This is a genomic window from Pseudomonas sp. IT-93MI4 (assembly GCF_949767635.1).
Lineage (GTDB): Bacteria > Pseudomonadota > Gammaproteobacteria > Pseudomonadales > Pseudomonadaceae > Aquipseudomonas > Aquipseudomonas putida_A.
This window is the reverse complement of record NZ_CATKPP010000058.1, coordinates 38,216-63,165: the sequence shown is the minus strand read 5'-3', so window position 1 is coordinate 63,165 and position 24,950 is coordinate 38,216. Positions and strand designations below refer to the sequence as shown.

At 59.8% G+C, this 24,950-nt stretch carries 23 protein-coding genes, 4 tRNA genes and 1 pseudogene; 13 read left to right on the top strand and 15 right to left on the bottom strand.

Translation table 11 applies throughout. The features are described 5' to 3' along the window. Positions 1-67: 67 nt before the first annotated feature. The 4 genes from ACM6I7_RS26350 to ACM6I7_RS26335 form a co-directional block, all read right to left on the bottom strand. Entirely contained in the window at positions 68-1,414 is a 1,347-nt protein-coding gene (locus tag ACM6I7_RS26350; RefSeq protein ID WP_134787358.1) for a sigma-54-dependent transcriptional regulator, read from the bottom strand. Next, on the bottom strand, positions 1,411-3,000 hold the full coding sequence (locus tag ACM6I7_RS26345; RefSeq protein WP_027612811.1) for a sensor histidine kinase: 1,590 nt from the start codon (positions 2,998-3,000) through the stop codon (positions 1,411-1,413). The genes ACM6I7_RS26350 and ACM6I7_RS26345 overlap by 4 nt, the downstream gene beginning before the upstream one ends. Next, positions 2,990-3,223, bottom strand: coding sequence for a PP0621 family protein (locus ACM6I7_RS26340; RefSeq protein WP_027612810.1), 234 nt, complete (start codon positions 3,221-3,223; stop codon positions 2,990-2,992). The genes ACM6I7_RS26345 and ACM6I7_RS26340 overlap by 11 nt, the downstream gene beginning before the upstream one ends. Positions 3,224-3,350: 127 nt before the next feature. Beyond that, a complete protein-coding gene (locus tag ACM6I7_RS26335; protein WP_027612809.1) occupies positions 3,351-4,373 on the bottom strand; it encodes an outer membrane protein assembly factor BamD in 1,023 nt (340 codons plus the stop codon). 150 nt (positions 4,374-4,523) lie between these two features. Between ACM6I7_RS26335 and rluD the strand changes: the two genes are divergently transcribed. From rluD to ACM6I7_RS26290, 9 genes and pseudogenes are all read left to right on the top strand, one after another. After that, a complete protein-coding gene (gene rluD / locus ACM6I7_RS26330; protein ID WP_007963852.1) occupies positions 4,524-5,486 on the top strand; it encodes a 23S rRNA pseudouridine(1911/1915/1917) synthase RluD in 963 nt (320 codons plus the stop codon). Further along, a complete protein-coding gene (gene pgeF / locus ACM6I7_RS26325; RefSeq protein ID WP_414889551.1) occupies positions 5,483-6,205 on the top strand; it encodes a peptidoglycan editing factor PgeF in 723 nt (240 codons plus the stop codon). The genes rluD and pgeF overlap by 4 nt, the downstream gene beginning before the upstream one ends. Before the next feature lie 130 nt (positions 6,206-6,335). Beyond that, on the top strand, positions 6,336-8,900 hold the full coding sequence (gene clpB / locus ACM6I7_RS26320) for an ATP-dependent chaperone ClpB (protein WP_007963856.1): 2,565 nt from the start codon (positions 6,336-6,338) through the stop codon (positions 8,898-8,900). A 296-nt stretch (positions 8,901-9,196) separates the two neighbouring features. Then, positions 9,197-9,272, top strand: a tRNA-Asn gene (locus tag ACM6I7_RS26315). Between the two features lie 9 nt (positions 9,273-9,281). Further along, a tRNA-Pro gene (locus tag ACM6I7_RS26310) sits at positions 9,282-9,358 on the top strand. Between the two features lie 5 nt (positions 9,359-9,363). Continuing rightward, positions 9,364-9,439 (top strand) — tRNA-Lys (locus ACM6I7_RS26305). 97 nt (positions 9,440-9,536) lie between these two features. After that, positions 9,537-9,613 (top strand) — tRNA-Pro (locus ACM6I7_RS26300). Between the two features lie 161 nt (positions 9,614-9,774). Next, positions 9,775-10,545 (top strand): annotated as a pseudogene (locus tag ACM6I7_RS26295) (MCP four helix bundle domain-containing protein); the annotation flags it as partial. After that, entirely contained in the window at positions 10,537-11,400 is an 864-nt protein-coding gene (locus ACM6I7_RS26290) for a methyl-accepting chemotaxis protein (protein ID WP_414889606.1), read from the top strand. The pseudogene ACM6I7_RS26295 and the gene ACM6I7_RS26290, both read left to right, overlap by 9 nt. 141 nt (positions 11,401-11,541) lie before the next feature. Here the strand turns inward: ACM6I7_RS26290 and ACM6I7_RS26285 are convergent, their stop codons facing one another. The 4 genes from ACM6I7_RS26285 to ACM6I7_RS26270 form a co-directional block, all read right to left on the bottom strand. Further along, the gene (locus ACM6I7_RS26285; protein ID WP_150367937.1) at positions 11,542-12,840 is read right to left on the bottom strand and encodes an NAD(P)/FAD-dependent oxidoreductase; all 1,299 of its coding nucleotides are present in this window, start codon (positions 12,838-12,840) and stop codon (positions 11,542-11,544) included. A 63-nt stretch (positions 12,841-12,903) separates the two neighbouring features. Continuing rightward, a complete protein-coding gene (locus ACM6I7_RS26280) occupies positions 12,904-13,077 on the bottom strand; it encodes a DUF3094 family protein (protein ID WP_003228304.1) in 174 nt (57 codons plus the stop codon). 51 nt (positions 13,078-13,128) lie between these two features. After that, complete coding sequence (locus tag ACM6I7_RS26275) at positions 13,129-13,656, bottom strand: MOSC domain-containing protein (protein WP_414889550.1); 528 nt, start codon at positions 13,654-13,656, stop codon at positions 13,129-13,131. Next, positions 13,653-14,279, bottom strand: a complete 627-nt coding sequence (locus tag ACM6I7_RS26270) for a DUF1780 domain-containing protein (protein WP_025108806.1) — start codon at positions 14,277-14,279, stop codon at positions 13,653-13,655. Before ACM6I7_RS26270 ends, ACM6I7_RS26275 begins: the two co-directional genes overlap by 4 nt. 117 nt (positions 14,280-14,396) lie before the next feature. Here ACM6I7_RS26270 and ACM6I7_RS26265 point away from each other — a divergent pair, with 117 nt between their 5' ends. Both ACM6I7_RS26265 and ACM6I7_RS26260 read left to right on the top strand, forming a co-directional pair. After that, positions 14,397-15,086: an energy-coupling factor ABC transporter permease gene (locus tag ACM6I7_RS26265; protein WP_123588154.1), complete on the top strand. Its 690-nt coding sequence runs from the start codon at positions 14,397-14,399 to the stop codon at positions 15,084-15,086. A 65-nt stretch (positions 15,087-15,151) separates the two neighbouring features. Further along, the gene (locus ACM6I7_RS26260) at positions 15,152-15,367 is read left to right on the top strand and encodes a hypothetical protein (RefSeq protein WP_003228298.1); all 216 of its coding nucleotides are present in this window, start codon (positions 15,152-15,154) and stop codon (positions 15,365-15,367) included. A 6-nt stretch (positions 15,368-15,373) separates the two neighbouring features. Here ACM6I7_RS26260 and yacG read toward each other — a convergent pair whose 3' ends face one another. Genes yacG through pilB form a run of 5 tightly spaced genes read right to left on the bottom strand, consistent with a single transcriptional unit; the run spans position 15,374 to position 19,982 of the window. Then, positions 15,374-15,571 (bottom strand): DNA gyrase inhibitor YacG, encoded by a 198-nt coding sequence (yacG, locus tag ACM6I7_RS26255; protein ID WP_003228296.1) that lies wholly within the window; start codon positions 15,569-15,571, stop codon positions 15,374-15,376. After that, positions 15,568-16,191, bottom strand: coding sequence for a dephospho-CoA kinase (coaE, locus tag ACM6I7_RS26250; protein WP_414889549.1), 624 nt, complete (start codon positions 16,189-16,191; stop codon positions 15,568-15,570). The genes yacG and coaE overlap by 4 nt, the downstream gene beginning before the upstream one ends. Continuing rightward, entirely contained in the window at positions 16,188-17,060 is an 873-nt protein-coding gene (locus ACM6I7_RS26245) for a prepilin peptidase (RefSeq protein WP_414889548.1), read from the bottom strand. Before ACM6I7_RS26245 ends, coaE begins: the two co-directional genes overlap by 4 nt. 1 nt (position 17,061) lies before the next feature. Further along, positions 17,062-18,279: a type II secretion system F family protein gene (locus tag ACM6I7_RS26240; protein WP_098965663.1), complete on the bottom strand. Its 1,218-nt coding sequence runs from the start codon at positions 18,277-18,279 to the stop codon at positions 17,062-17,064. 2 nt (positions 18,280-18,281) lie between these two features. Continuing rightward, positions 18,282-19,982, bottom strand: coding sequence for a type IV-A pilus assembly ATPase PilB (gene pilB / locus ACM6I7_RS26235; RefSeq protein ID WP_097089222.1), 1,701 nt, complete (start codon positions 19,980-19,982; stop codon positions 18,282-18,284). A 228-nt stretch (positions 19,983-20,210) separates the two neighbouring features. On the opposite strand from pilB, the gene ACM6I7_RS26230 reads away from it, so the two are divergent. Beyond that, complete coding sequence (locus tag ACM6I7_RS26230; RefSeq protein WP_027614108.1) at positions 20,211-20,651, top strand: pilin; 441 nt, start codon at positions 20,211-20,213, stop codon at positions 20,649-20,651. A 296-nt stretch (positions 20,652-20,947) separates the two neighbouring features. Next, positions 20,948-21,304, top strand: a complete 357-nt coding sequence (locus ACM6I7_RS26225; RefSeq protein ID WP_007963876.1) for a BON domain-containing protein — start codon at positions 20,948-20,950, stop codon at positions 21,302-21,304. A 270-nt stretch (positions 21,305-21,574) separates the two neighbouring features. Here ACM6I7_RS26225 and ACM6I7_RS26220 read toward each other — a convergent pair whose 3' ends face one another. Further along, a complete protein-coding gene (locus ACM6I7_RS26220; RefSeq protein ID WP_027614107.1) occupies positions 21,575-21,871 on the bottom strand; it encodes a DUF2845 domain-containing protein in 297 nt (98 codons plus the stop codon). Beyond that, on the bottom strand, positions 21,871-24,819 hold the full coding sequence (locus ACM6I7_RS26215) for a DUF748 domain-containing protein (RefSeq protein WP_414889547.1): 2,949 nt from the start codon (positions 24,817-24,819) through the stop codon (positions 21,871-21,873). Before ACM6I7_RS26215 ends, ACM6I7_RS26220 begins: the two co-directional genes overlap by 1 nt. Between the last annotated feature and the right edge of the window lie 131 nt (positions 24,820-24,950).

Below are 24,950 nucleotides of genomic sequence, written 5' to 3'. Positions count from 1 at the left end.
CTCCCACAGTTGATCTTTGTCGATCACAAAATCCAATGTGGGAGCGGGCTTGCTCGCGAAGGGGCCCTCAATCCAGACCGAGTTTCTTCAGCCGATAACGCATCGACCTGAACGACAAACTCAAGCGCTGCGCCGCCGCCGTGCGATTCCAGCGCGTTTCCTCCAGCGCCTGCAGGATCAGCTTGCGCTCGACGTTCTCCAGATAATCCTCAAGGTTGTCGATTTGCGTCAGGTCGGCAATACCGTCCTCGACTGCGCAATTGCCTTCGCTCAAGCGCAAATCCGCAGCCTCGATCACCTGGTTTTCGCACAGCGTGTGCGCGCGTTCGAGGACATTCTCCAGTTCTCGCACATTTCCGGGAAAACGATAACGCTTCAGTGCTTCAAGCGCTTGCGGGTGCAATTGGGCTGCCGGCTGGCCACTGTTGCTGGCCAGACGCTGGAGCATGTGCGTGGCCAGCACTTCGATGTCGTCGCGCCGTTCGCGCAGGGACGGCACGCGCAGTTCGATCACATTCAAGCGGTAATACAGGTCCTGGCGAAAGCGCCCGGCGGCGACTTCCGCTTCCAGGTCTTTGTGTGTGGCGCACAGAATGCGCACATCGACCACGGTTTCTTGCTGGCCGCCGACGCTGCGCACGGCTTTTTCCTGAATCGCCCGCAGCAGCTTGACTTGCATCGACAGCGGCAGATCCGCCACTTCATCGAGAAACAGGGTGCCGCCGTGCGCGGCCTGAAACAGCCCCGGTTTGTCGTCCACCGCGCCGGTAAAGCTGCCTTTGCGATGGCCAAAAAATTCGCTCTCCATCAGCTCTGAAGGGATCGCCCCGCAGTTGACCGGTACAAACGGCTGTTGCGCGCGCGGCCCTTGTTCGTGGATCAACCGCGCGACCAGTTCTTTGCCGCTGCCCGATTCGCCGCTGATGTAGACCGGGGCCTGACTGCGCGCCAATTTGTCGATCTGTTTGCGCAGGTCGCGCATGGGCTGCGAGTCGCCGAGCAGGCGCCGATCTATCGACGATGCGACGCCACCCGCCGCTGGCATGCGCAACGCGGTGCTGACCAGTTCGCGCAGGCGCGTGAGATCAACCGGTTTGGTGAGGAAGTCGAAGGCTCCGGCTTTCAGCGCATTGATCGCGGTTTCCAGGCTGCCATAGGCGGTGATCATCGCCACCGGCAGTTGTGGATGACGTTGCTGGATGTGCTGCACCAGGTCCAGCCCCGTGCCGTCGGGCAGGCGCATGTCGGTCAGGCACAGGTCGAACGCATTGCGTTGCAACAGCGCCTGGGCTTCGCCGAGGTTGCGAGCGCTGAAAGTGTCGAGTTTCATCCGTCCCAGGGTGATTTCCAGGAGTTCGCGGATATCCGGTTCGTCGTCGACGATGAGGATTTTTTGCCGTGGGCTCGTGTTCAACTTTGTTTCCGTCCGTGAGCAAAGGTGATGCGAAAGCAGCCGCCGCCTTGGCGTGGTTTGAAGTCTAGGCGCGCCTGGTTGCTTTCGCACAGCTCACGGGACAGATAAAGCCCAAGGCCGGTGCCTTGGCTGCTGGTGGTGAAGAACGGTTCGAACAGATGCGCCTGCTGATCGGACGGGACACCGGGGCCGTTGTCCTGTACTTCGAGCACCGCCAGCTGGCTGTCGGGGTCGACGAACAGCGCCAGCCAGACTTCGGCCTGCTGGTGCAGCAGGGCGCTGTGCCGCCAGCCGTTGCGTAACAGATTGTCGAGAATCTGCGTGAGCTGGTCGGGATCCATCAACGTGATGAAGTCCCCGGAATTGATCCGCAAATGAATCGACTGGCGCTCGCTCGCCTGCTCGCGGCTCTCGGCAACAAAGTGTTCCAGCCACGGTTTGAGATCCAGCCGTTGCGGAGCGCTTTGCTGGCGGCGCGACAGTTGCAGGACGTTTTCGATGACTCGGTTCATGCGCTGGGAGTGGTCTTGAATGATCTGCGTCAGACGCCGATCGGCGCTATCGAGTTCCTCGGACTCCGCCAATAGCTGCGCGGCATGACTGATGGCGCCCAGTGGATTGCGGATTTCATGGGAGATGCCGGCAGTCAGACGCCCCAGTGCGGCGAGTTTGAGCTGCTGGGCTTGCTGAGCGATTTGCGCCAGATCTTCGAGGAACACCAGGGTTTGCTGGTTGGGACTCTGGTCGAGGGCGATGAAGCTGGGTTGCAGTTCCAGGCCGTTGCCGGGGATCTTCAGGCTCTGCGGGCGCAGGGTCGGGTTGCTCAGCCACAGCTGCAGACGCTCGACTAATGCCGGCGAGTAGTCGCTGATCAAATGCCCTTCAAGATGCGACTGGGCCAACAGATTTTTCGCGCTGTGATTGGCCAGCTGTACCCGGCGCTGTTCGTCGAGCACCAGGATGCCGGTGCGCATGCGTTGCAGAATCAGGGCGTTGAGGGCTTCAAGACTGGTGACTTCGCTGGCACGCTGTTCGGCGAGATTTTCGCTGACTTCCAGACGCCGGATCAGGCCCTGGACCAGCAACGACGCGGCAAAACACAAAGCGCCGAGGGTCCCGGCTTGCAGATAGTCATTGGCGCTCAGGGGGTGACTGAAGCCCAGCAGAAAGCTGGAGCCGACAATGCCGAGTGCGCCGATGGCGGCAATCAGCAGGCCGATGCGCCGGCGCAGCAGGGTGTTGGCGATCGCCACCGAGACAATCAACAGGTTGCCGATGGCGCTGGCCACGCCGCCCGCCGCGTAGAACAGGCCGCACAGCAACAGCACATCGACCAAGGCCAGGGTGAACAACTGCGCCGGGCGGCGGGTGTTCTCCAGGAACACCACCAGCAGAATGTTCAGCACCAGATACAACCAACTGCCGCTGCGCAGCAGATCGTCGTCGGCTGACGTCAGCAGGCGGTTGTCCATGTTGCTGGAGATCAGCAGCACCAGCGTGATGCCGACGCTCAAACGGTAGAGATGATACAGGCGCAGCAGGCGCTGCGCCTGTTTACGGTCGGCGTTGGCGACCTCAGCGATCACTGGCACCCGGGCCTTGCTCAAGGTGAGCCTGGCTGCAATACCATTGTTGCTGAAGGTTCAGCGCGCGGTCGCGGGGCAGGTGCACGCCGCAGTGAGCGCAGCGCACCATCGGCGCGGCGTCTTGCTCGCGGGGCGATTGGGCAGACGAGGCGGGCGCCTTGAATTTGCGCCACAGCCATACCGCAGCGAAAATCAGGACAATCCAGAACAGTAAACGAAGCATGATGGGCGGCTTTTCGGCTAATGATTCGGCAGTTTAGCCAAGGCGCCGGCAAGCGCACAGACTATTAATGCGCAGCCATGAAAAAGGGAGATCCGCAGATCTCCCTTTTTTGTAACGCCCGGTGTGATCAGTCGAACACGCCGAAGGTCATGTAGCTGAACCACGAACGGTCATCGTTGTTGCCTTCAGCCTCGTGATGTTCTTCCTCGATCACGTCACCGTTTTCGTCTTTAGGCTTGAGCTCGTTCGGGATTGCGTCTTTCGCGTCCTGGAACTGCTTCTGCACGTCCTGGTTGGCGCGGGTTTCTCCCGGCGGCAGCGGTGGACGCGATTCGATCAGGCCCAGCGTCGCCTTGCTCAGGAACGAACGGTTGTCGGCTTCGGCGACCGATGGCACGAACTGACCGTCCTGCAGGCTTGGGTGGTTCGGGTAGTTGAGCTTCAGGGTTTCCAGACTGGTGGCGGCCAGATCGTCCAGGTGCAGACGCTGGTAAGCCTCGGTCATCACCGCCAGGCCGTCGCCGACCGATGGGGTTTCCTGGAAGTTTTCCACTACATAACGGCCACGGTTGGCGGCGGCGACGTAGGCCTGACGAGTCAGGTAGTAGTCGGCTACGTGGATTTCGTAGGCCGCCAGCAGGTTGCGCAGGTAGATCATGCGCTGCTTGGCGTCCGGCGCGTAGCGGCTGTTCGGGTAGCGGCTGGTCAGCTGTGCGAACTCGTTGTACGAGTCGCGGGCAGCGCCGGGGTCACGCTTGGTCATGTCCAGCGGCAGGAAGCGCGCCAGCAGGCCGACGTCCTGGTCGAAAGAGGTCAGACCTTTCAAGTAGTACGCGTAATCCACGTTCGGATGCTGCGGATGCAAACGAATGAAACGCTCGGCGGCGGACTTTGCAGCTTCCGGCTCGGCGTTCTTGTAGTTGGCGTAGATCAACTCCAGCTGTGCCTGATCGGCGTAGCGACCGAACGGATAACGCGACTCCAGGGCCTTCAGCTTGGCTGTGGCGCTGGTGTAGCTGTTGTTGTCCAGGTCAGTCTGAGCCTGCTGATACAGCTCGGCTTCGCTGAGGTTTTCGTCTACGACTTCCTTCGATGAGCAAGCAGCGGTCAATGCGAGGATGGCGATCAGCAGCAGGTGTTTCACTTGCATGGCGGCTTGCGTCCCTATGACGGCCGCTGTCTTGGGCGGGGCCGTCCTGTTATGATGAGCGCCCCGTTGAAAAGCCTCGGGGCAAAAGACGCCGTATTTAACCACAAGCGCGCAGCCGAAACCAAAGGCTGTGCCGACGCCAGTCAGAGCATGTCCGATAAAATTGAACTTCGCGCAGAGGTGCCGTCCGATTTGGGCGGCCAACGCCTCGATCAAGTCGCCGCCCAACTCTTCGCTGAGCACTCACGCTCGCGCCTTTCCGCCTGGATCAAAGAAGGTCGCCTGACTGTGGACGGGGCGGTCATCCGCCCGCGCGACATCGTGCATGGCGGTGCCATTCTTGAGCTGACTGCCGAGCAGGAAGCCCAGGGCGAGTGGATCGCCCAGGACATCGAGCTCGACATCGTTTATGAAGACGACGACATCCTGGTGATCAACAAGCCTGCGGGCCTGGTGGTGCACCCGGCTGCCGGCCACGCTGATGGCACCTTGCTCAATGCCTTGCTGCACCACGTGCCGGACATCATCAATGTCCCGCGCGCCGGTATCGTGCACCGCCTGGACAAGGACACCACCGGTCTGATGGTGGTGGCCAAGACCATTCAGGCGCAGACCAAGCTCGTTGCCCAGTTGCAAAGCCGCAGTGTCAGCCGGATCTACGAGTGCATCGTTATCGGTGTCGTGACCGCCGGGGGCAAGATCAACGCCCCGATCGGCCGTCATGGTCAGCAGCGCCAGCGCATGGCAGTGATGGAAGGCGGCAAGCCGGCCGTCAGTCATTACCGCGTGCTGGAGCGTTTCCGGTCCCACACGCATGTGCGGGTCAAACTGGAAACCGGCCGGACCCACCAGATTCGTGTGCACATGTCGCACATCAACTTCCCGTTGGTCGGCGACCCGGCGTACGGCGGTCGTTTCCGCATTCCGCCTGCCGCGAACCCGACCATGGTCGAGTCGCTCAAGCACTTCCCGCGTCAGGCCCTGCACGCGCGCTTCCTTGAGCTGGATCATCCGACCACCGGTGAGCGCATGAGCTGGGAATCGCCGCTGCCGGAAGACTTCGTCTGGCTGCTGACCCTGCTCAAGCAGGATCGCGAGGCATTCGTCGGATGAACTGGCTGACGCCGGACTGGCCTGCGCCGGCCAGCGTCAGGGCCTGTGTCACCACCCGCGAGGGGGGTGTCAGCGAGGCGCCGTTCGACAGCCTCAATCTGGGTGATCATGTCGATGATAGCCCGGAAGCAGTCGCCGAGAATCGTCGGCGTCTGACCGAACACTTCTCGATAAAGCCTGCCTGGTTGCAGCAAGTACACGGGACTGCCGTGGCTCATGCTGATCCGGGCGTGGTTGCCACCGCCGATGCCAGTTGGACGGCGACTCCCGGGATTGCCTGCACGGCGATGACCGCAGATTGCCTGCCGGCGTTGTTCTGCAACCGTGCCGGTACTCGCGTCGCGGCGGCTCACGCTGGTTGGCGCGGTTTGGCGGCGGGCGTACTGGAAGCCACTCTCGATCATCTCGACACCGCTGCGGCGGACGTACTGGTCTGGCTCGGTCCGGCCATTGGCCCGAAGGCCTTTGAAGTCGGCCCGGAAGTCCGCGAAGTCTTCGTCAATCAATTGCCGGAAGCGGCATCCGCCTTCGCCCCCAGCCACAATGCTGGCAAGTTCATGGCTGACATCTATCTGCTGGCGCGCCTGCGCCTGGCTGAACGCGGTGTCACTGCGGTTTATGGCGGCGGTTTCTGCACCGTGACCGACCCGCGCTTCTTTTCTTACCGCCGTGCGTCGCGCACTGGCCGTTTCGCCTCCCTTGTCTGGCTCACCCGCTAGACTTGCCTGACCTGAATCAACTCGCTGACGCTTGAATCTCCCAGAATCGACCGCATCTACAGTGGTATCTGGCAGGTTTCTTTATTCAGGATGGTTTTTAGGTCCGGCCTGCTCAAAAGGAAGGTGACCCATGCGTATAGACCGTTTAACCAGCAAATTACAGTTGGCGTTGTCCGACGCCCAATCCCTGGCCGTTGGCCACGATCATCCGGCCATCGAGCCGGCGCACTTGATGCAGGCCATGCTTGAACAGCAGGGTGGTTCGATCAAACCCCTGTTGATGCAAGTCGGCTTCGACGTCAACAGCCTGCGTAAAGAGCTGACCAAAGAGCTCGATCAATTACCGAAAATCCAGAACCCGACCGGCGACGTCAACATGTCGCAGGATCTGGCGCGTCTGCTCAATCAGGCGGATCGTCTGGCCCAGCAGAAGGGCGACCAGTTCATTTCCAGCGAGCTGGTGCTGCTCGCCGCGATGGACGAGAACAGCAAACTCGGCAAATTGCTGCTCGGCCAGGGCGTGAGCAAAAAAGCCCTGGAAAACGCGATCAACAACCTGCGCGGTGGTGAGGCGGTAAATGACGCCAACCACGAAGAGTCGCGTCAGGCGCTGGACAAATACACCGTCGACCTGACCAAGCGCGCCGAAGACGGCAAGCTCGATCCGGTGATCGGCCGTGACGACGAAATTCGCCGCACTATTCAGGTTCTGCAGCGTCGCACCAAGAACAACCCGGTGCTGATCGGTGAACCTGGCGTGGGTAAAACCGCGATTGCCGAAGGTCTGGCCCAGCGCATTATCAACGGCGAAGTGCCGGACGGCCTGAAGGGCAAACGTCTGCTGTCGCTGGACATGGGCGCGCTGATTGCCGGTGCCAAGTATCGCGGTGAGTTCGAGGAACGCCTGAAAGCGCTGCTCAACGAACTGTCGAAGCAGGAAGGGCAGATCATTCTGTTCATCGACGAGCTGCACACCATGGTCGGCGCCGGTAAGGGCGAAGGCTCGATGGATGCCGGCAACATGCTCAAACCGGCACTGGCGCGCGGTGAGCTGCACTGCGTCGGCGCTACCACGCTCAACGAGTATCGCCAATATATAGAGAAGGATGCGGCCCTCGAACGGCGTTTCCAGAAAGTCCTGGTGGACGAGCCGAGCGAAGAAGACACCATCGCCATTCTGCGTGGCCTCAAAGAGCGTTATGAGGTTCACCATAAAGTGGCGATCACCGACGGCGCGATCATCGCCGCGGCCAAGCTCAGCCATCGTTACATCACGGATCGGCAGTTGCCGGACAAGGCCATCGACCTGATCGACGAGGCCGCCAGCCGTATCCGCATGGAGATCGACTCCAAGCCGGAAGTGCTGGATCGTCTGGAGCGTCGCCTGATTCAGCTCAAGGTTGAATCTCAGGCCCTGAAGAAAGAAAGCGATGAAGCGGCGATGAAACGCCTGGAAAAACTCCAGGAAGAAATCGTCCGCCTCGAGCGTGAATATTCGGATCTGGAAGAAATCTGGAACTCGGAAAAAGCCGAGGTGCAGGGTTCGGCGCAGATTCAGCAGAAGATCGAGCAGTCGCGTCAGGAGCTGGAAGCGGCGCGCCGTAAAGGCGACCTCAACCGCATGGCCGAATTGCAGTACGGGGTGATCCCGGATCTGGAGCGCAGCCTGCAAATGGTCGACCAGCACGGCAAGAGCGAAAACCAGTTGCTGCGCAGCAAGGTGACCGAAGAGGAAATCGCCGAAGTCGTTTCGAAGTGGACCGGTATTCCGGTGTCGAAAATGCTCGAAGGCGAGCGCGACAAGCTGATGAAGATGGAAAGCCTGTTGCATCAGCGTGTGATTGGTCAGGACGAGGCGGTGGTCGCGGTCGCCAACGCGGTACGGCGCTCGCGTGCCGGACTGGCGGATCCGAATCGTCCGAGCGGCTCGTTCATGTTCCTCGGCCCGACCGGTGTCGGTAAAACCGAGCTGTGCAAGGCGCTGGCCGAATTCCTCTTTGATACCGAAGAGGCGATGGTGCGGATCGACATGTCCGAGTTCATGGAGAAACATTCCGTGGCACGGCTGATCGGTGCGCCACCAGGCTACGTGGGTTACGAGGAGGGTGGTTACCTGACCGAAGCGGTACGCCGCAAGCCTTACTCGGTGATCCTGCTGGACGAGGTCGAGAAGGCACATCCGGATGTGTTCAACATCCTGCTGCAGGTGCTGGAGGATGGGCGTCTGACCGACAGTCACGGACGCACGGTGGATTTCCGCAATACCGTGATCGTCATGACCTCGAACCTCGGTTCGTCGCAGATCCAGGAACTGGTCGGTGATCGTGAGGCCCAGCGTGCAGCGGTGATGGACGCGCTGACGTCGCACTTCCGTCCCGAGTTCATCAACCGGGTCGACGAAGTGGTGATCTTCGAGCCACTGGCGCGGGATCAGATCGCGGGGATTACCGAGATCCAGTTGGGCCGTCTGCGCAGTCGTCTGGCCGAGCGCGAGCTGAAGCTGGAACTGAGTCCGGAAGCGATGGACAAGCTGATTGCCGTGGGTTACGACCCGGTGTATGGCGCACGTCCACTCAAACGTGCGATCCAGCGCTGGATCGAAAACCCGTTGGCGCAGTTGATCCTGTCGGGGCATTTCCTGCCGGGCGATACGGCAACCGGCAAGGTCGTGAACGACGAAATCGTTTTCGACTGAGCGGCAACGCCAATGAAATAAGGAAGGCCTCGCTTTGCGAGGCCTTTTTTTCGTTAGGCTGTTGAACTCTAAGGAAAAGGCTTGTAAAGTGCGCCCCGCAGTCAGTCACCCGCAGCATCTCAGCTCACTGAGCTGAAATCTGAAATAAGTTGCAAATCATTAACTTGAAAGCGATTTAGGGGGTTGACAGAGGTGTTCTAGGTTGTAGAATAGCGCGCCTCAGACACACGAACGCAGCGATGCGAACGGAAGTCTAAGAGCTGTAAGTTTCACCGTTGTAAATTGAAATATGTAGTTCCGTGATAGCTCAGTCGGTAGAGCAAATGACTGTTAATCATTGGGTCCCAGGTTCGAGTCCTGGTCACGGAGCCAATTTCAAACCGGGGTATAGCGCAGTCCGGTAGCGCGCCTGCTTTGGGAGCAGGATGTCAGGAGTTCGAATCCCCTTACCCCGACCATTTTTGGGTCGTTAGCTCAGTTGGTAGAGCAGTTGGCTTTTAACCAATTGGTCGTAGGTTCGAATCCCACACGACCCACCATTTTTGAAACCAGGTAACACTGGGATCGAATCTTAAGATCAGAGGCCAAAAGCGCTGATCGAAGAAGGCGATCTTTGAAAGGTCGCCTTTTTTTTACCGGGGTATAGCGCAGTCCGGTAGCGCGCCTGCTTTGGGAGCAGGATGTCAGGAGTTCGAATCCCCTTACCCCGACCATATTAAAAATCCTCGTATCGAAAGATACGGGGATTTTTTTTGTCCTCGCGTCAGACAATTCCTTTCAAGTCATCGTACAACTTGCCGATAGCCCGCTAACGAGAGGGGCTGCCACTGTTCGCCCCTTCAATCTGGCCAATACAAGAATAAGGGCGTTCGTCATGTTGCTTCGTCAGTTGAATATTGCTCCACGTGCCGCGCTGGGTTTTGCCCTGATCGCGGTCCTGGTGGCGCTGCTTGGGGTATTCGCCTTGGGGCAGATGTCGAGCATCCGTGACAGTGAGGTCGCGGTCGAGAGCCAGTGGTTGCCGAGCATTCGCGGCGGTGACGAGATTCGCGAGCTGATGTTGCGGATCCGCACGATTTCCCTGCGCATGGCGCTTGATCAGGATCCGCAGAACGTCGCGACTTACCGCAGCCAGATGGATACCCGCGACAAGGAGCTGAGCGAGAAGATCGCCGCCTACGACAAACTGGTCACCACGGCGGAAGGCCAGCAGCTCTATGACCAGTTCAAAAAAACCTTCGCCGCGTATCGCACCGGCATCGCGCAATCCTTCACCCTGGCCGATCAAGGCCAGCGTGACGAGCTGACCAAACTGTTGCTGGTTGATATGAAGACCGTGGTCGACGGCTCCGGCAAGCAGCTCAATGACCTGGCGGATCTGTTCGCCAAACAGGTTGCTGCGGAGAGCCAGAAATCCGCTGACCACTACCAGACCTCACGCACCATCGTCAGTCTGTTCATCGCGCTGGCGGCGCTGGCCACGGTGGCGCTGGCGATGTTGCTCACCCGCAGCATCGTCCGTCCGCTGAGCACCGCCGTCAGCGCTGCCGAAAGTGTGGCCGGGGGCGACCTGACCCGACCGATCGAAACCCACGGTAACGATGAAGTCAGCCGTTTGCTCAAGGCGCTGGCAACCATGCAGCAGAACCTGCGGGAAACGCTGCAAGGCATCAGCGGTTCGGCCACGCAACTGGCGACCGCTGCCGATGAGCTCAACGCGGTGACGCTCGACAGCACACAAGGCATGCAGCAGCAGAACAACGAAATCGAACAGGCCGCCACGGCGGTCAATGAAATGACCACGGCGGTTGAAGAAGTCGCGCGCAACGCGGTGTCGACGTCCGATGCCACCCGCCAATCCAGTGAGTCGGCGCAACTGGGGCAGGCGCGGGTCAGTGACACCGCATCGGCGATCAATGCGCTGGCCAGCGATGTGCAGCACACCGGCGAATTGGTGCAATCGCTGGCCAACCAGTCGCAAGACATCGGCAAAGTGCTGGATGTGATCCGTGCGATTGCCGAGCAGACCAACCTGCTTGCGCTCAACGCGGCCATTGAGGCAGCACGCGCAGGGGAGAGCGGACGCGGTTTTGCGGTGGTTGCCGATGAGGTGCGGGCGCTGGCCTATCGCACTCAGCAATCGACGCAGGAGATCGAGCAGATGGTGCAGGGCATGCGCACCGGTTCAAGCCTGGCGCTGGATTCGATGCAGGCCAGCGCTGCGCGGGCCACGACCACGCTGGCGTTGGCCGAGCGCGCCGGGGAGGCGCTGGAAACCATCACCGCGTCAGTGCATGAGATTCATGAGCGCAATCTGGTGATCGCCAGTGCGGCGGAGGAGCAGGCGCAAGTTGCGCGGGAAGTGGATCGTAATCTGGTGAATATTCGCGACCTGTCGGTGCTTTCGGCAGCGGGAGCCGATCAGACCAGCGCGTCGAGTCACCAACTGTCGCAACTGGCCAACGCGCTGCAAGGCATGGTGCGGCGCTTCCAGCTCTGATGTGCAGAGATCGATTGCTGGATTTTTGAGCTGCGCAAAACAGTGTGGGAGCGGGCTTGCTCGCGAAAGCGGTGTATCAGTCGACATGAATGTTGAATGACACGACCTCTTCGCGAGCAAGCCCGCTCCCACAGTTTTAGATCAATGCAGCTTCAAGCGTGGCTCGGTGCCGCGGCCGATCTTGCTGCCCAGCATCAGCATCGCCGTGCGGAACGGTCCGTACAGTGCCATCTGGTGCATGCGGTACAGCGACACGTAAAACATCCGCGCCAGCCAGCCCTCCAGCATCACACTGCCGGTCAGGTTACCCATCAAGTTACCCACAGCCGAAAAACGCGACAGCGAAATCAGCGAGCCGTAGTCGGTGTACTTGTACTCCGGCAGGGTTTTGCCTTCGATACGCAGCTTCAGCGACTTGGCCAGCAACGACGCCTGTTGGTGCGCGGCTTGCGCACGCGGCGGCACGTTGCGATCCGAACCCGGTTGCGGGCAGGCGGCGCAGTCACCGAAGGCGAAAATGTTTTCGTCGCGGGTGGTCTGCAACGTCGGCAGCACTTGCAGTTGATTGATACGGTTGGTTTCCAGACCGTCGATGTCCTTGAGGAAACCCGGCGCGCGAATCCCGGCAGCCCAGACTTTCAGGCTGGCCTTGATCACGTTGCCATCGGCGGTGATCAGGCTGTCGGCGGTCACTTCGCTGACCGAAGCGTTGGTCATCACGTTGACCCCGAGTTTCTCCAGAGTCTTGTGCACCGGGCTGCTGATGCGCTCCGGCAGGGCTGGCAACACCCGTGGGCCGGCTTCGATCAGGGTGATGTGCATGTTCTCCGGTTTGATCCGGTCGAGGCCGTAAGCGGCCAGTTCATGTGCGGCGTTGTGCAGTTCTGCCGCCAGCTCGACGCCTGTGGCGCCGGCACCAACGATCGCCACGCTGATCTGTTCGATCACATCGGTCTGCCCGGCATGTGCGCGCAGGTAGTGATTGAGCAATTGTTGGTGAAAGCGTTCGGCCTGTTTGCGGGTGTCGAGGAACAGGCAGTGCTGCGCTGCGCCCTGGGTGCCGAAATCGTTGGTGGTGCTGCCGACGCTGATCACCAGCGAGTCGTAGGCTACTTCACGCGCGGGAACCAGCTCTACGCCGTTCTCGTCGTAGGTGGCGGCCAGCTGGATTTTCTTCTGCGCGCGATCAAGCCCGCTCATGCGTCCCAGCTGGAACTCGAAGTGGTTCCATTTCGCCTGGGCAACATAGTTGAGTTCATCCTCGGAAGAGTTCAGCGATCCGGCGGCCACTTCGTGCAGCAGGGGCTTCCAGATGTGCGTGAGGTTTGCGTCGACCAGCATCACACTGGCCGTGCCGCGCTTGCCCAGAGTCTTACCCAGACGGGTAGCCAACTCCAGACCGCCGGCGCCGCCGCCGACAATAACAATACGATGGGACATAGGGATCACTCGCAAGGTTTTTAAAGGAAATCGGTGCAATCACCTTCGCGAGCGCAATGCTGCTCATAGCGTCAGGTAACTGATAAGTCGGCTCAGCAGGCCCAGACCAATGGTCACTGCCAGCACCAGCACCAGGAGCATCCACGGCCGAAAAGGCCGGCGCTCGACACGGTGTTGGGACAGTTGCAGGTACTCTTCGACATGCTTTTGGTCTTCGGGGTTCAGGCGGCTGGTCATAAAGGCCTCGTCAGGTAGACGTTGCTGAATGTGCAGAAGCTACAGCGGTTTTCAACCGGGGTTGAACGCAGCATAGCCGCTGTCCGGAACCGGTTCGACAGACACACCGTCGTCGAGGCGAATGATCCCGCTTTGTAACACCCGCGCGGTTATTCCGCCATGCCCGCGCACCGCTTGAAAGGTGCCGGGGCCAAGGTTGTTTTGCAGGCGCGCGCAGGGCTGGCACCAACCGGTGGTCTCGAATATTGCCTGACCGATGCGAAAGCGCCGACCCTTCAGACTAAACAGATTGATATCGCTGATGACCAGATTGCGCCGCAGGTCTTCAGGCCTCACGGGTTGATCTTTAGGCCGGCCCATCAGCGCGCTGATCACGGCCAGGTGTTCGAACTGAATCAACGTTACTTGCCGCGCGTTGCGCACGCCGGGGCGGGCGTGGTCACCGGTCAATCCGGCTTCGAGCCGTGCCTCGACCGCGTCTAGCTCGATCATCGGGCCGCGAGACTCGGGGCGCACGCCGATCCAGCGTACGCGGCCAGTCTGCGGGACGTCGGCAATCAACTGCTGCAGCGGCGTCACAGGCTGATCCCGACATCGAAGACGATACTGCGACCGAGGTTGCTGCGCAGAAAGTCCGGCGCATCGGGATGGGCGAACAGCACCCGGGCGAAGGTCGGGCCGACCAGCGACAGCGAGCGCCAACCCTGACGCAGATATTCGGTGGGCGGAGGGAAGTGGCTGTTGAGGTCCAGCACCTCGCGCTTGAGGCTGGCGAAGGCAATGATGTCCAGTTCGCCCAGGTCCATGCCGCGTTCCTTGTAGTTGTGCGCTTTTTTGCGCAAGGTCGGCGCCAGTCGCAACAGGAACTCATTGGCCGGGATCCGCCGTGGCTTGGCTTCACGGCGCACCAATTGGCTGAGGGAAAACGCACTGCGCCGGCGTTGCAGTTCGTCGCGCCATTCGTCGTTGAGTCGGCGCCCTTCATCAAGAACGAAGAACACCTCGAAATTGGCGTCGCGAAACAGCACGTCCGGCGGCTCGCCGGCGGGGGCGAACTCATCGACACGGTAGGGAATGTTCAAGCCTTGCAGCAGGCGCTGGCAGACCCAACGCTCACGCTCCCATTTGCGGGCATTGGACAGGAACGCGTTGGCTTGCTCGGCCGCAATGGTCAGCAGGCGTAAGTAATCTGAGTCATCCATAGGCCAAGCTTAGCGTTCAAATGCGACAAGCAGAAAGCTTTGCATCGGCTGATGCCCGGAAGAGGGCGGTGTAGACTCCGATGAAGGAATTAAACCCATGGAGAAGGTAAGGGATTCATGATCGGTGCAGAACTGCTGTCCTCGACGAGCCTGACACTCGGCTGGCTGATTTATCTGCCGGTGCTGCTGTGGGCGGTTGTTCGCGCGCCGTGGGTCGAGTTGTTCAGCGACAGTCGTCGTCAGCATCTGCTGTTCGGCACTGTGTTCGCCTTGTTTCTGCTGTGGATGGTGCGCAGGGATTTCGACACCGGGGTTTCTTATCACTTCATCGGCATGACCGCCGTGACGTTGCTGCTCGACTGGCCGCTGGCGATCATCGGCGGGCTGGTGGCGCAGCTCGGGCTGGTGTTGCTCGGGCGCCAGGATCTGGCGGCGGTCGGGGTCAACGGTACGTTGCTGATCCTGTTGCCGGTGTTGATCACCGAGTGTGTGGCGATGGTGGTCGAGCGCGCCCAGCCGCGTAATCCGTTTGTGTATATCTTCTGTTCCGGGTTCTTTGCCGCAGCGTTGTCCGCATTGCTGTGTCTGACGCTGAGTCTGGGCCTGCTCTGGTACGACGGCCTGTTTGCCATGCCGGAATGGCTGGAAGACTTCATCGGCTACCTGTGGCTGCTGATTTTCCCCGAAGCCTTTATCAACGGCATGGTGATCAGCGCGCTGGTGGTGTTCAGCCCCGAGTGGCTGGAAACCTTCAATCGTACCCGCTACCTTTCGGCGCCGTGGAAGGACGACGACCCCAAGTCTTGATCCACATCAAATCCGTCATCCACGCGGCATTTCATGCTCGGCCAAATTCCTTCAGGAGCAGCGGCATGAGTGTTTACGAGTGGGCGAGGCAGGAGACGCGGCAGAGTCTGGACATGGCGCTGGAGGTGGGCTTCGATCCGGGCCTGAGTTTGCGCGCCTTGCTCAGCGCGGTGGTGCAACAGAGCAAGACGGTGCGCAACGCCGAAGACCTGGCCGACGAGTTGCGCTTTCTCGCGGAAAACCTCGACGACGATCAGGACTACGGCTTCATGCGGCCCTGATCGCGATCAGTGACGCGGGTCGAAATCGCCGGAGAACATTTCGTCTTCGGCATCCGGGGCGACCGGAATCTTGTGCTCTTCGGACGCCCAGGCGCCGAGGTCGATCAGCTTGCAGCGATCGGAGCAGAACGGGCGGAATTTGTTCTCGGGGGTAAATTCCACGGGGGCGCCGCAGGTTGGGCATTCGACGGTTGTAGGGCTCATGACTGGCCTCCGGATAAAGTCAGGTAAAAGTGATGCAGGCGCTCGACTTCGCTGTGCAACCAGGCGAGGTCGCGGTCGTTGACCACCACATCGTCGGCACGGCTCACGCGGTCTTCGCGGCTCGACTGGGCCTTGAGGATCGCCTGGACCTGCTGTTCGCTGGTCTGGTCACGCTGCAAGGTGCGTTCGATCTGCAGTTGTTGCGGGGCATCGATCACCAGAATTCTTTGAGTCATCGCGTACTGCCCGGATTCGATCAGCAACGGTGAAACCAGAATCGCGTAAGGCGATGTTGCCAGCCCCAGATGGTGAGCGATTTCCTCGGCGATCAACGGATGCAGCAGGGCTTCGAGCCAGCGGCGTTCTTCAGGCACTTCAAAGATCAACTTGCGCAGGGCCGCACGGTCCAGCGTGCCATCGGATTGCAGGACGCCGGAACCGAAGTGTTCAGCAATCTTCGCCAGTGCCGGACGCCCCGGCTCGACCACCCAGCGCGCCGCGTGGTCGGCGTCGACCACATGGATCCCGAGATCGATGAAGTGCTGGGCCGCGGCGCTTTTGCCGCTGCCGATGCCGCCGGTCAGGCCGAGAATCCAGGGTTTTTCCACAGGGGTATTCATTTCAAACCGACAAACTGCCAATAGAAGTCGGTTATTTGACCACCCCAGAGCAAGGCAATCCAGCCGGCAATTGCCAGATACGGGCCGAAGGGCATCGGCGTCGAGGTTTTCTGCTCACGCAGACGCAGTAGAACCACCCCGACAATCGCCCCCACCAGCGATGAAAGCAGGATCGTCAGCGGCAGAATCTGCCAGCCGCCCCAGGCCCCGAGCAGCGCCAGCAGCTTGAAATCGCCGTGGCCGATGCCGTCCTTGCCGGTCAGCAGCTTGAACAGCCAGAACACCGACCACAGCGCCATGTAACCGGCCACCGCACCCCACAACGCCGCGTGCAGCGAGACGAACAGCCCGAAACTGTTGACGATCAGCCCCAGCCACAACAACGGCAACACCAGCACATCGGGCAGCAGTTGATGTTCGGTGTCGATCAGGCTCATCGCCAGCAGCCCCCAGGTAAGGACGATCAACAGACCGGCCGGCCAGCCGAAACCCAAATGCCAGGCAACGAATGCCGAAAGCAGGCCGCAGGCCAGTTCGGTCAGGGGATAACGTTTGCTGATGGGCGCGGCACACGCGGAACAGCGCCCTCGCAGAAGCAGATAGCTGAGCAGCGGAATATTTTCCCATGCACGAATCCGGTGGCCGCAGTGCGGGCACTGGGAGTGCGGCAGCATCAGGTTGTAGGTCGGCAGTGGTGTTTCGCTCGGCAGGCCGAGGACGTCCTGCGCCTGCTGGCGCCAATCGCGCTCGAGCATTTTCGGCAGACGCCAGACCAGTACATTGAGAAAACTGCCGACCACCAGACCCAGCAGCAGGGCGGTGCACACAAAGGCCAGCGGATACAGACTGAAGAGTTCGTCGATAGGCATGTCAGATCGCTGAGCCAAGCTGGAAGATCGGCAGGTACATGGCCACGACCAGCCCGCCGACGATGACCCCGAGTACCACCATGACGAACGGCTCCATCAGGCTGGTGAGGTTGTCGACCATGTTATCCACTTCCTCTTCATAAAAACCGGCGACCTTGTCGAGCATGTCATCCAGCGCGCCCGATTCCTCACCGATGGCGGTCATCTGCACCGCCATGTTGGGGAAGACTCCAGTGCTGCGCATTGAGAAATTCAGCTGCATGCCGGTGGCGACGTCCTGACGGATGCGCAGCACCGCGCGTTTGAACACCACGTTACCGGTGGCACCCGCCACCGAATCCAGTGCCTCCACCAGCGGTACGCCAGCGGCAAAGGTAGTCGACAGAGTGCGGGCGAATCGCGCCACCGCCGATTTGTACATCAGCGTGCCCACCAGCGGCAGCTTCAGCAGCCAGGTGTCTTTGCGGTCGCGCAAGGCCTGGGATTTCTTCAGCGCATGGCGGATGCCGAACACCGCCGCGATCAGCGCACCAAGCACGGCCCACCACCATTGCTGCAGGAACTCCGAGATACTGATCACCATCAGGGTGAAGGCCGGCAATTCGGCGCCGAAGCCGGAAAATACCGATTGAAACTGTGGCACCACTTTTACCAGCAGAATCCCGGTGACGACCATTGCCACCAGCACCACGGCGCTGGGGTAGGTCAGGGCTTTCTTGATCTTGGCCTTGAGTGCTTCGCTTTTTTCCTTATAGGTCGCGACCCGCTCAAGCAACGTATCGAGGGCGCCGGATTGCTCGCCGGCATCCACCAGGTTGCAATACAGCTCATCGAAATACTGCGGTTTCTTGCGCAGTGCGGCGGCGAAGCTGTTGCCGGCCGCCACCTCTTGCTTCACCTCGTCTACCAGTTTGCGCATCGCCGGGTTGTCGAAGCCTTCGCCAATGATGTCGAACGACTGCAGCAGCGGTACGCCGGCTTTCATCATGGTTGCCATCTGCCGGGTGAACAGGGCGATGTCCTGGGCCTTGATGCGTTTGCCGAGGCTGAGCAGGGAGGTGGATTTCTTCCGTACCTTGCCCGGATTGATTCCTTGCTTGCGCAGTTGAGCCTTGATCAGCGCGGGGTTCTGCCCGCTCAACTCGCCCGTGACTTTGCTGCCTTTGCGATCCGTGCCTTCCCAGGCGTAGATGCTGATTTTCGCTGCCTTGACCGCCATGTTCAGTCCTTGGTGACCCGGTTGATTTCTTCCAGGCTGGTGATGCCTTGCATGGCCTTGTGCAGGCCGGAGGTGCGCAGGTCGTCGAAGCCGTCGCGACGCATCTGGCTGTCGATTTCCAGCGAATTGCCTTCGGCCATGATCAGCCGTTGCAGGTCAGGAGTGTTTTTCACCACTTCGTAAATCCCCACGCGTCCCTTGTAGCCGCCGTTGCAGAGGTCGCAACCGACCGGCTCATAGATCGTGAAACTGCCGATCTGTTCCGGCGGGAAACCTTCCTTGATCAGTGTTTCGCGGGGGATCTCGATCGGTTTTTTGCAGTGGCTGCACAGCTTGCGCGCCAGGCGCTGGGCGATGATCAGGCTGACCGAGGTGGCGATGTTGAACCCGGGAATGCCCATGTTGTGCAGGCGGGTCAGAGTCTCAGCGGCGCTGTTGGTGTGCAGCGTGGACAGCACCAGGTGGCCGGTCTGCGCGGCCTTGATCGCGATTTCGGCGGTTTCCAGGTCGCGGATTTCCCCGACCATGATCACGTCCGGATCCTGCCGCAGAAACGAACGCAGGGCCTGAGCAAAATCCAGCCCCTGTTTCGGATTGACGTTGACCTGGTTGATGCCTTCCATGTTGATTTCCACCGGGTCTTCGGCGGTGGAAATGTTGATGTCGACGGTGTTGAGAATATTCAGGCCGGTGTACAGCGATACGGTTTTCCCCGAACCCGTTGGCCCGGTTACCAGAATCATCCCTTGGGGCTGCTTGAGCGCGGCCATGTACAGTTCTTTCTGCGCCGGTTCGTAACCCAATGCATCGATGCCGATCTGCGCGCTGGACGGATCGAGGATCCGGATCACCACTTTTTCGCCCCATAGGGTCGGCAAAGTGTTGACCCGGAAGTCGATGGACTTGGTCTTCGACAGGCGCATCTTGATCCGCCCGTCCTGGGGTTTGCGCCGTTCCGAGATGTCGAGGCTAGCCATGACTTTCAGGCGTGCGGCGATTCGCCCGGCCAACTGGATCGGCGGTTTGGCCACCTCGCGCAGGATGCCATCGGTGCGCACCCGCACCCGGAAGGTCTTTTCGTAAGGTTCGAAGTGCAGGTCAGAGGAGCCACTCTTGATCGCGTCGAGCAGCATCTTGTGCACGAAACGCACGACCGGCGCGTCATCGGCGTCGAGTCCGCCGATGGCGTCCTGGCGGCTGTCGTCGACGGACTCGACATCCACGCCGTCGAGATCGACGTCGGCCATTTCTTCGAGGCCGCTGGCGTGGGTGTCGAAGAATTTCTCGATGGCCTCGGTGAGCTTGTCGTCCTCCACCAGAATGGCTTCGGTGCTCAGCCCGGTGCTGAACTGAATGTCATTGATCGCCTGATGATTGCTCGGGTCGGAAATGCCCACGAACAGCTTGTTGCCACGGCGCCACAAGGGCAGGGCGTGATGCTGGCGCACCAGTTTTTCACTGACCAGGCCTTTGGGCTGGGTTTCCTTGTCCAGGCAATTGAGGTCCATGAAGGCCATACCGAAATGCTCGGAAGCGATCTCGGCCACCTGTGAGCTCTTCACCAGTTTGTTCTGCACCAGGTAGCTGACCAGCGACAGCCGATTGCGCTGCGCCTGTTGCCAGGCCTGCTGGGCGCTTTTTTCCGTAAGCAGTTCGGCCTGCACCAATTGCTTGGCCAGACCGCTCAGAGCGATGTCATTCATGGGGATTCCGGATGCTGACAGTTCATGACTTATAGCCTAGTCAAGTGACAGCGCCAAACACGCCCGGTACAGGTGACAAAAAGTGTCAGATAGTGCGGTTACGGGTTGTAGGAAAGCGCGACACGGCACCTTTATGCCGAGCGCATGGGGTCTGCAAGCGGTTGGCACGGCCTATGCTGAGCCCTTTGCAGATCATGAGATTCCGACTCATGCATGGAGAGCCTGTCTATGAACAACCAAAAAGGTTTCACTCTGATCGAGCTGCTGATTGTGGTGGCGATCATCGGGATTCTGGCGACGATTGCCTTGCCGCAATACTCAAAATACCAGGCGCGTTCGAAAGTGACGGCAGGTCTGGCCGAAATCAGTGCGCTGAAGGTGCCGTTCGAGGACACCATTAATCAAGGTACTGACCCTACGCTGACACTGGTGGCGGGGGGCGCTTCAGCCACTACCTCCAACTGCACGCTGGCGGCGTCGGGAACTGCCTCGACCGGTGCCGGCTCGATTACTTGCACATTGGTGAACGCACCGGGTCCGGTATTGGGCAAAACCATCACACTCAGCCGTTCGGGTGCCGCAACAGGCAACACCTCTGGTGTGTGGACCTGCGCCACAACAGTCAATGCTGACTATTCGCCAAAAGGCTGCACCGCCAGCGGCACTTGATGCGATGGTCTGAAGGAAAATGCCCTGCTTTGCGGGGCATTTTTTTGTCTTTTGACGCTGGAAAAAAGCTTCAAGAATTTCAGCGTGTTAGGAACTTTCCGAAAAGCCGCAACTTGCATGTCGATAATGCACTTGTCATGCAAATTGCATGATTCCGAAAATTTGCTTAATTCGTAAATCATTGATTTAAAAGGATTTATTGTCTTTCGAAAAGTTGGCACAGCCTTCGCAATATACCCAGTAACCCTGCTGACAAGACAACCAGCAGACTTTCCAGAAAAACAGGAGTTACTCGTATGAAGAAGTTCGCTATCACTGCCGCTGCTGCTACCGCGCTGACCCTGACCATGGCTTCCGGTGCTTTCGCACAATCCACCCAGGCTACTCAGGCTCCAATGACTCTGGCTGCTGGTGAAATGACCAAGGCTAAAGAAGCTACTTCCGATACCTGGATCACTACCAAAGTCAAAAGCGATCTGGTAACCGAAAAAGGCATTCCTGGTACCGACATCAAAGTCGAAACCAACAAGGGTGTGGTTTCCCTGTCTTCTGACGTCGCTGTCACCGAAGCTCAGAAAACCACCGCTGTGAACATCACCAAGAAAATCAAAGGCGTCAAAGCGGTCTCCGCTGACGGCCTGAAAGCCGAGTAAGGCATGACTTCTCGCCTGGACCGGGAGAAGACGCGACAGACGGGCCGAGCAATACGTCTGCCGCAACTTTAGAGTTCATGCGAACGGTCACACGGATGTGACCATTACGGGCCCCGGCACTTGTGTCGGGGCCTGTTCTATTTTCAGGTGATAAAAAACGAAATGTGGGAGCGGGCTTGCTCGCGAATGCGGTGTGTCAGCAGGCATATTCATTAACTGACCCACCGCATTCGCGAGCAAGCCCGCTCCCACAGGGATATAGGTTTTGGTTCAATTACCGCGCTTGCTGTTGATCTGCCGCAGGCGATTGCCTTCAAAGCGCAGGTATTGATACATGCCGTTGCTCGGGCCGTATGTCCATTCCTCGACCTGAAATTCTTCGCGGCGGTTGGCGCTGCGCTTGTAGCCGAGGACATCGCGGCTCACCGGTTCGCCACACTTCTGCAGTACTTCGCTGGCGCGGTCACCGAGACTGACCAACTGGCTGCCACAACGCAGCGTGTCAGAGGCCAGAGCCGGGCTGGCGGCGAGCACCAGCATCAGCGCAAGCAGCCACTTGTGGTTCATCATTCGGCGTCCAGGTGCATTTGCGTCACCACTCGGCCATCGCTCTCGGCTTCGCCCAGATTGGCATCGATGAAGTACACCCGATCATCGGCCAGTTGACCTTTGTCGACCAGATAGTCCTTGATGCTGCTGGCGCGTTCCTGACCCAGCTGCCGCAGCAGTACATCGCTGGAACTCCAGAACTTGATCACACCATCACGCATTTTCGCCGTGCGTTCTTCCTTGCCCAGATCCTTCCATTCGGCAGGTGGCTGGGTTTTCAGACGGGTGCGGTAGATGCCTTCGAGCAGCGGGCCTTTCTCGCTCTCCGGCACTTGCAGCAGGGACGCTTGCGCCGGCACCTTGTCGCCACGGCGCTGGAGCATCTTGTAGTAGTTGTACTGGTATTCGCGCTCCAGACGCTGCTCGGCAATCAACGGGCCGTCGCTGCTCTGTGCGGCAGTGCCTTCGATTTCCAGACGCAGGGCTGGACGTTCCTTGAGGGCTTGGGACAGTTTATCCAGCGCTGCTTCGGCATCCTTGCTCAAATCGCTTGAGCCCGCAGCAAAGGACACGGTACCGAGGTCTTCGGAGCCGCCACCGTTGATCAGCCCGCCAATCATCTTGAACGGTGCGGCGGCGGCCTTGACGATCAGGTTGCGCAGGGTCTGCCAGACAATCGGCATCACGCTGAACTGCGGGTTGTTGAGGTCGCCGGTCACTGGCAGTTCGATGGAGATCTTGCCATCGACGTCCTTGAGCAGGGCAATCGCCAGTTTCAGCGGCAGGCTCACGGCATCCGGGCTGTCGACTTTCTCGCCGAGTTGCAGTTGCTCGACCACCACTTTGTTTTCAGCCTTCAACTGGCCCTTGGTGATCAGGTAATGCAGGTCGAGGTTGAGCCGGCCCTTGCGGATGCGGTAACCGGCGAACTTGCCGGAATACGGGGTCAGGGTAGTCAGCTCGACGCGTTTGAAACTGGTGGCGATGTCGAGGCTGGCCATCGGGTCGAACGGATTGACCGCACCTTTGATGGTCACCGGGGCATAGCGGTCGACCTTGCCCTTGATGTCGACGCTGGCCGGTTTCGCCTGACGGCTGTCGATGGTGCCGATCTGGCCGTTGAGCTGTTGAACTGCTGTGGCGAAATTCGGCGTCAGGCTGAAATCGGCGAAGTTGGCCGAGCCATCGTTGATTGCAATCGCGCCGATGTGAATGCCCAGTGGTTTGTCTTTACTGGCCGGTTTCGCCGCTGCGGTTTTCGCACCATTGTCGGCGGGCTGCGGGATCAGCAGATCGTCGATGTTGGTGGTGCGGTCATCGTTGATCATGAAACGCACATAGGGCTGGAACAGGTTGACCTTGTCGATCGACAGGCTGTCACCGTGTTGATAGTTGATGCCTTCAACCACCACTTGCTGCCACTTGAGGAAGTCGCGGGTTTTCAGGGTGTCGAGAGTGTGCAGTTGATCGATCTGCGCGCGCCCGGTCACGCCGAGTGCGAGCGGGGCGGTGCTCTTGAGGTTGACCTTGAGGTCGCTGCCGAGCATGCCGCTGCGCAGCTCCAGGCGAATGAACGGATTGATGTAGGACTGCGCGACACGCAGATCGATGTCCTGGGTTTTCACATTGAGCTGGGCGGTGACCGGCGCGAGGTTGACCACGCCGTCGGCGTTGATCTTGCCTTGCTTGCCCAGGCCGCTGTCGAGCCTGACCTTGAAGGGCGAACCGTTGAGGCTGTCGAAATCCTGCAGATCGATATTCAGCGGGGTGACATCGAGTGCCACCGGCGGGTTGGCCGAACGGTCGGCGAGATGCACGGTGTAGTTGCGTAATTGGACGTCTTTGAGCAGCACTTGCCAGGGCTTGCTCGGCGCGACCGGTTCTTTCGGCGAGTCGGCGGCGGCCGGAGTGGTCTTGGGTTCGGCGGCGGCCTTGGCGGCAGGTTTTGATGGCTGACTGGCGAACAGTTTCTGCCAGTCGAGCTGGCCGTCGGCTTCGAGCGCGGCCCAGGTTTCCAGTTTGTTGCTGCGGATCTTGCCGACTACCACTTGCTGTTTGGCCAGGTCCAGCGAGGTTTCGCTGACGTCGAGGCGTTCAAGTTTCGCCAATTGGCGTCCGTCCGGCGCCTTGATCGCGAACGGCGCAATGCTCACCGCGACGTTGTTCAACAGCAGTTCGGTTTCTTTCGACAGATTCAGTTTGTACTCGGTGCTGAGATTCAGCACGCCGTCTTCGAGTACCAGCGGCAGCGCGTCACGCACGTAGGGCCAGAATGATTTCATCTTGCCGTCGGTGACTTTCAAGGTGCCTTCGGAGGTGAACGGGATCAGGCTGAAGTTGCCCTTCCAGTCGATCTGCCCACCGGCCGGGCCGGCGGCGACCAGTGTCATGTCGGCGTTGTCGTCGGGCAGAGTGCTGAGGTTTTTCAGCTCGAAGTCGAGCTTGTCGTAGATGAACTCGATCGGTTCACTCGGACGGGCGTCCTGGAAATGTACATTGCCACCGGCCAGCTGGATGCGATCGATGCGCAGCGGGAACGGCTTGGCATTCGGATCGGCCGGGGTCGGTTCGCTGGCGGGAATCTTGAACAGGCCCAGCAGATTGAGCTGGCCGTCCTTGGCGAAGAGGATTTCGGTCTTGGGCTTGTCCAGCTCGATATCGGCCAGGTGCAGCGCCTTGGTCCACAGGCTGTCGAGTTGCAGGTTGGCGTACAGCCGCTCGAAGCCGACCTGCTCCTTGCCCGGCTCACCGACGACCAAGCCCCATAGGGTGACTTCCAGGCTGAACGGATTGAGTTCGATGCGCTGGATATGCGCCGGCACCGTGGCGTAGTTCGCCAGTTGCTGGTTGGCGATGCGCAGGGCGATGCCCGGCAAAATCAGAAACCCCAGCAGGCTGTAGAGAGCCAGAGCAGTCAGCAAGGCGCCAATCGCGCGAATCAATCCTTTGGGCATGTGCGGCGTCATCTCTGAATCGGAGTGCCTTGGAGTATGGCACGCGATTCTGGTTCCGAAGTACATCGTGGGGGGCAGGATTGTTCAGATTGTTCTGCAGCAACACAAAACCCTGTGGGAGCGAGCCTGCTCGCGAAGGCGTT

Excerpts from the sequence above, each read along its gene's own strand:
- ACM6I7_RS26215 (WP_414889547.1), bottom strand. The coding sequence starts at position 24,819 with ATGACGCCGCACATGCCCAAAGGATTGATTCGCGCGATTGGCGCCTTG.
- pgeF (WP_414889551.1), top strand. The coding sequence starts at position 5,483 with ATGAACTGGCTGACGCCGGACTGGCCTGCGCCGGCCAGCGTCAGGGCC.
- ACM6I7_RS26335 (WP_027612809.1), bottom strand. The coding sequence starts at position 4,373 with ATGCAAGTGAAACACCTGCTGCTGATCGCCATCCTCGCATTGACCGCT.
- ACM6I7_RS26220 (WP_027614107.1), bottom strand. The coding sequence starts at position 21,871 with ATGAACCACAAGTGGCTGCTTGCGCTGATGCTGGTGCTCGCCGCCAGC.
- ACM6I7_RS26240 (WP_098965663.1), bottom strand. The coding sequence starts at position 18,279 with ATGGCGGTCAAGGCAGCGAAAATCAGCATCTACGCCTGGGAAGGCACG.
- clpB (WP_007963856.1), top strand. The coding sequence starts at position 6,336 with ATGCGTATAGACCGTTTAACCAGCAAATTACAGTTGGCGTTGTCCGAC.
- ACM6I7_RS26265 (WP_123588154.1), top strand. The coding sequence starts at position 14,397 with ATGATCGGTGCAGAACTGCTGTCCTCGACGAGCCTGACACTCGGCTGG.
- ACM6I7_RS26285 (WP_150367937.1), bottom strand. The coding sequence starts at position 12,840 with ATGTCCCATCGTATTGTTATTGTCGGCGGCGGCGCCGGCGGTCTGGAG.
- coaE (WP_414889549.1), bottom strand. The coding sequence starts at position 16,191 with ATGAATACCCCTGTGGAAAAACCCTGGATTCTCGGCCTGACCGGCGGC.
- ACM6I7_RS26340 (WP_027612810.1), bottom strand. The coding sequence starts at position 3,223 with ATGCTTCGTTTACTGTTCTGGATTGTCCTGATTTTCGCTGCGGTATGG.
- yacG (WP_003228296.1), bottom strand. The coding sequence starts at position 15,571 with ATGAGCCCTACAACCGTCGAATGCCCAACCTGCGGCGCCCCCGTGGAA.
- ACM6I7_RS26230 (WP_027614108.1), top strand. The coding sequence starts at position 20,211 with ATGAACAACCAAAAAGGTTTCACTCTGATCGAGCTGCTGATTGTGGTG.
- ACM6I7_RS26270 (WP_025108806.1), bottom strand. The coding sequence starts at position 14,279 with ATGGATGACTCAGATTACTTACGCCTGCTGACCATTGCGGCCGAGCAA.
- ACM6I7_RS26225 (WP_007963876.1), top strand. The coding sequence starts at position 20,948 with ATGAAGAAGTTCGCTATCACTGCCGCTGCTGCTACCGCGCTGACCCTG.
- ACM6I7_RS26245 (WP_414889548.1), bottom strand. The coding sequence starts at position 17,060 with ATGCCTATCGACGAACTCTTCAGTCTGTATCCGCTGGCCTTTGTGTGC.
- ACM6I7_RS26290 (WP_414889606.1), top strand. The coding sequence starts at position 10,537 with ATGCAGCAGAACCTGCGGGAAACGCTGCAAGGCATCAGCGGTTCGGCC.
- ACM6I7_RS26280 (WP_003228304.1), bottom strand. The coding sequence starts at position 13,077 with ATGACCAGCCGCCTGAACCCCGAAGACCAAAAGCATGTCGAAGAGTAC.
- rluD (WP_007963852.1), top strand. The coding sequence starts at position 4,524 with ATGTCCGATAAAATTGAACTTCGCGCAGAGGTGCCGTCCGATTTGGGC.
- pilB (WP_097089222.1), bottom strand. The coding sequence starts at position 19,982 with ATGAATGACATCGCTCTGAGCGGTCTGGCCAAGCAATTGGTGCAGGCC.
- ACM6I7_RS26260 (WP_003228298.1), top strand. The coding sequence starts at position 15,152 with ATGAGTGTTTACGAGTGGGCGAGGCAGGAGACGCGGCAGAGTCTGGAC.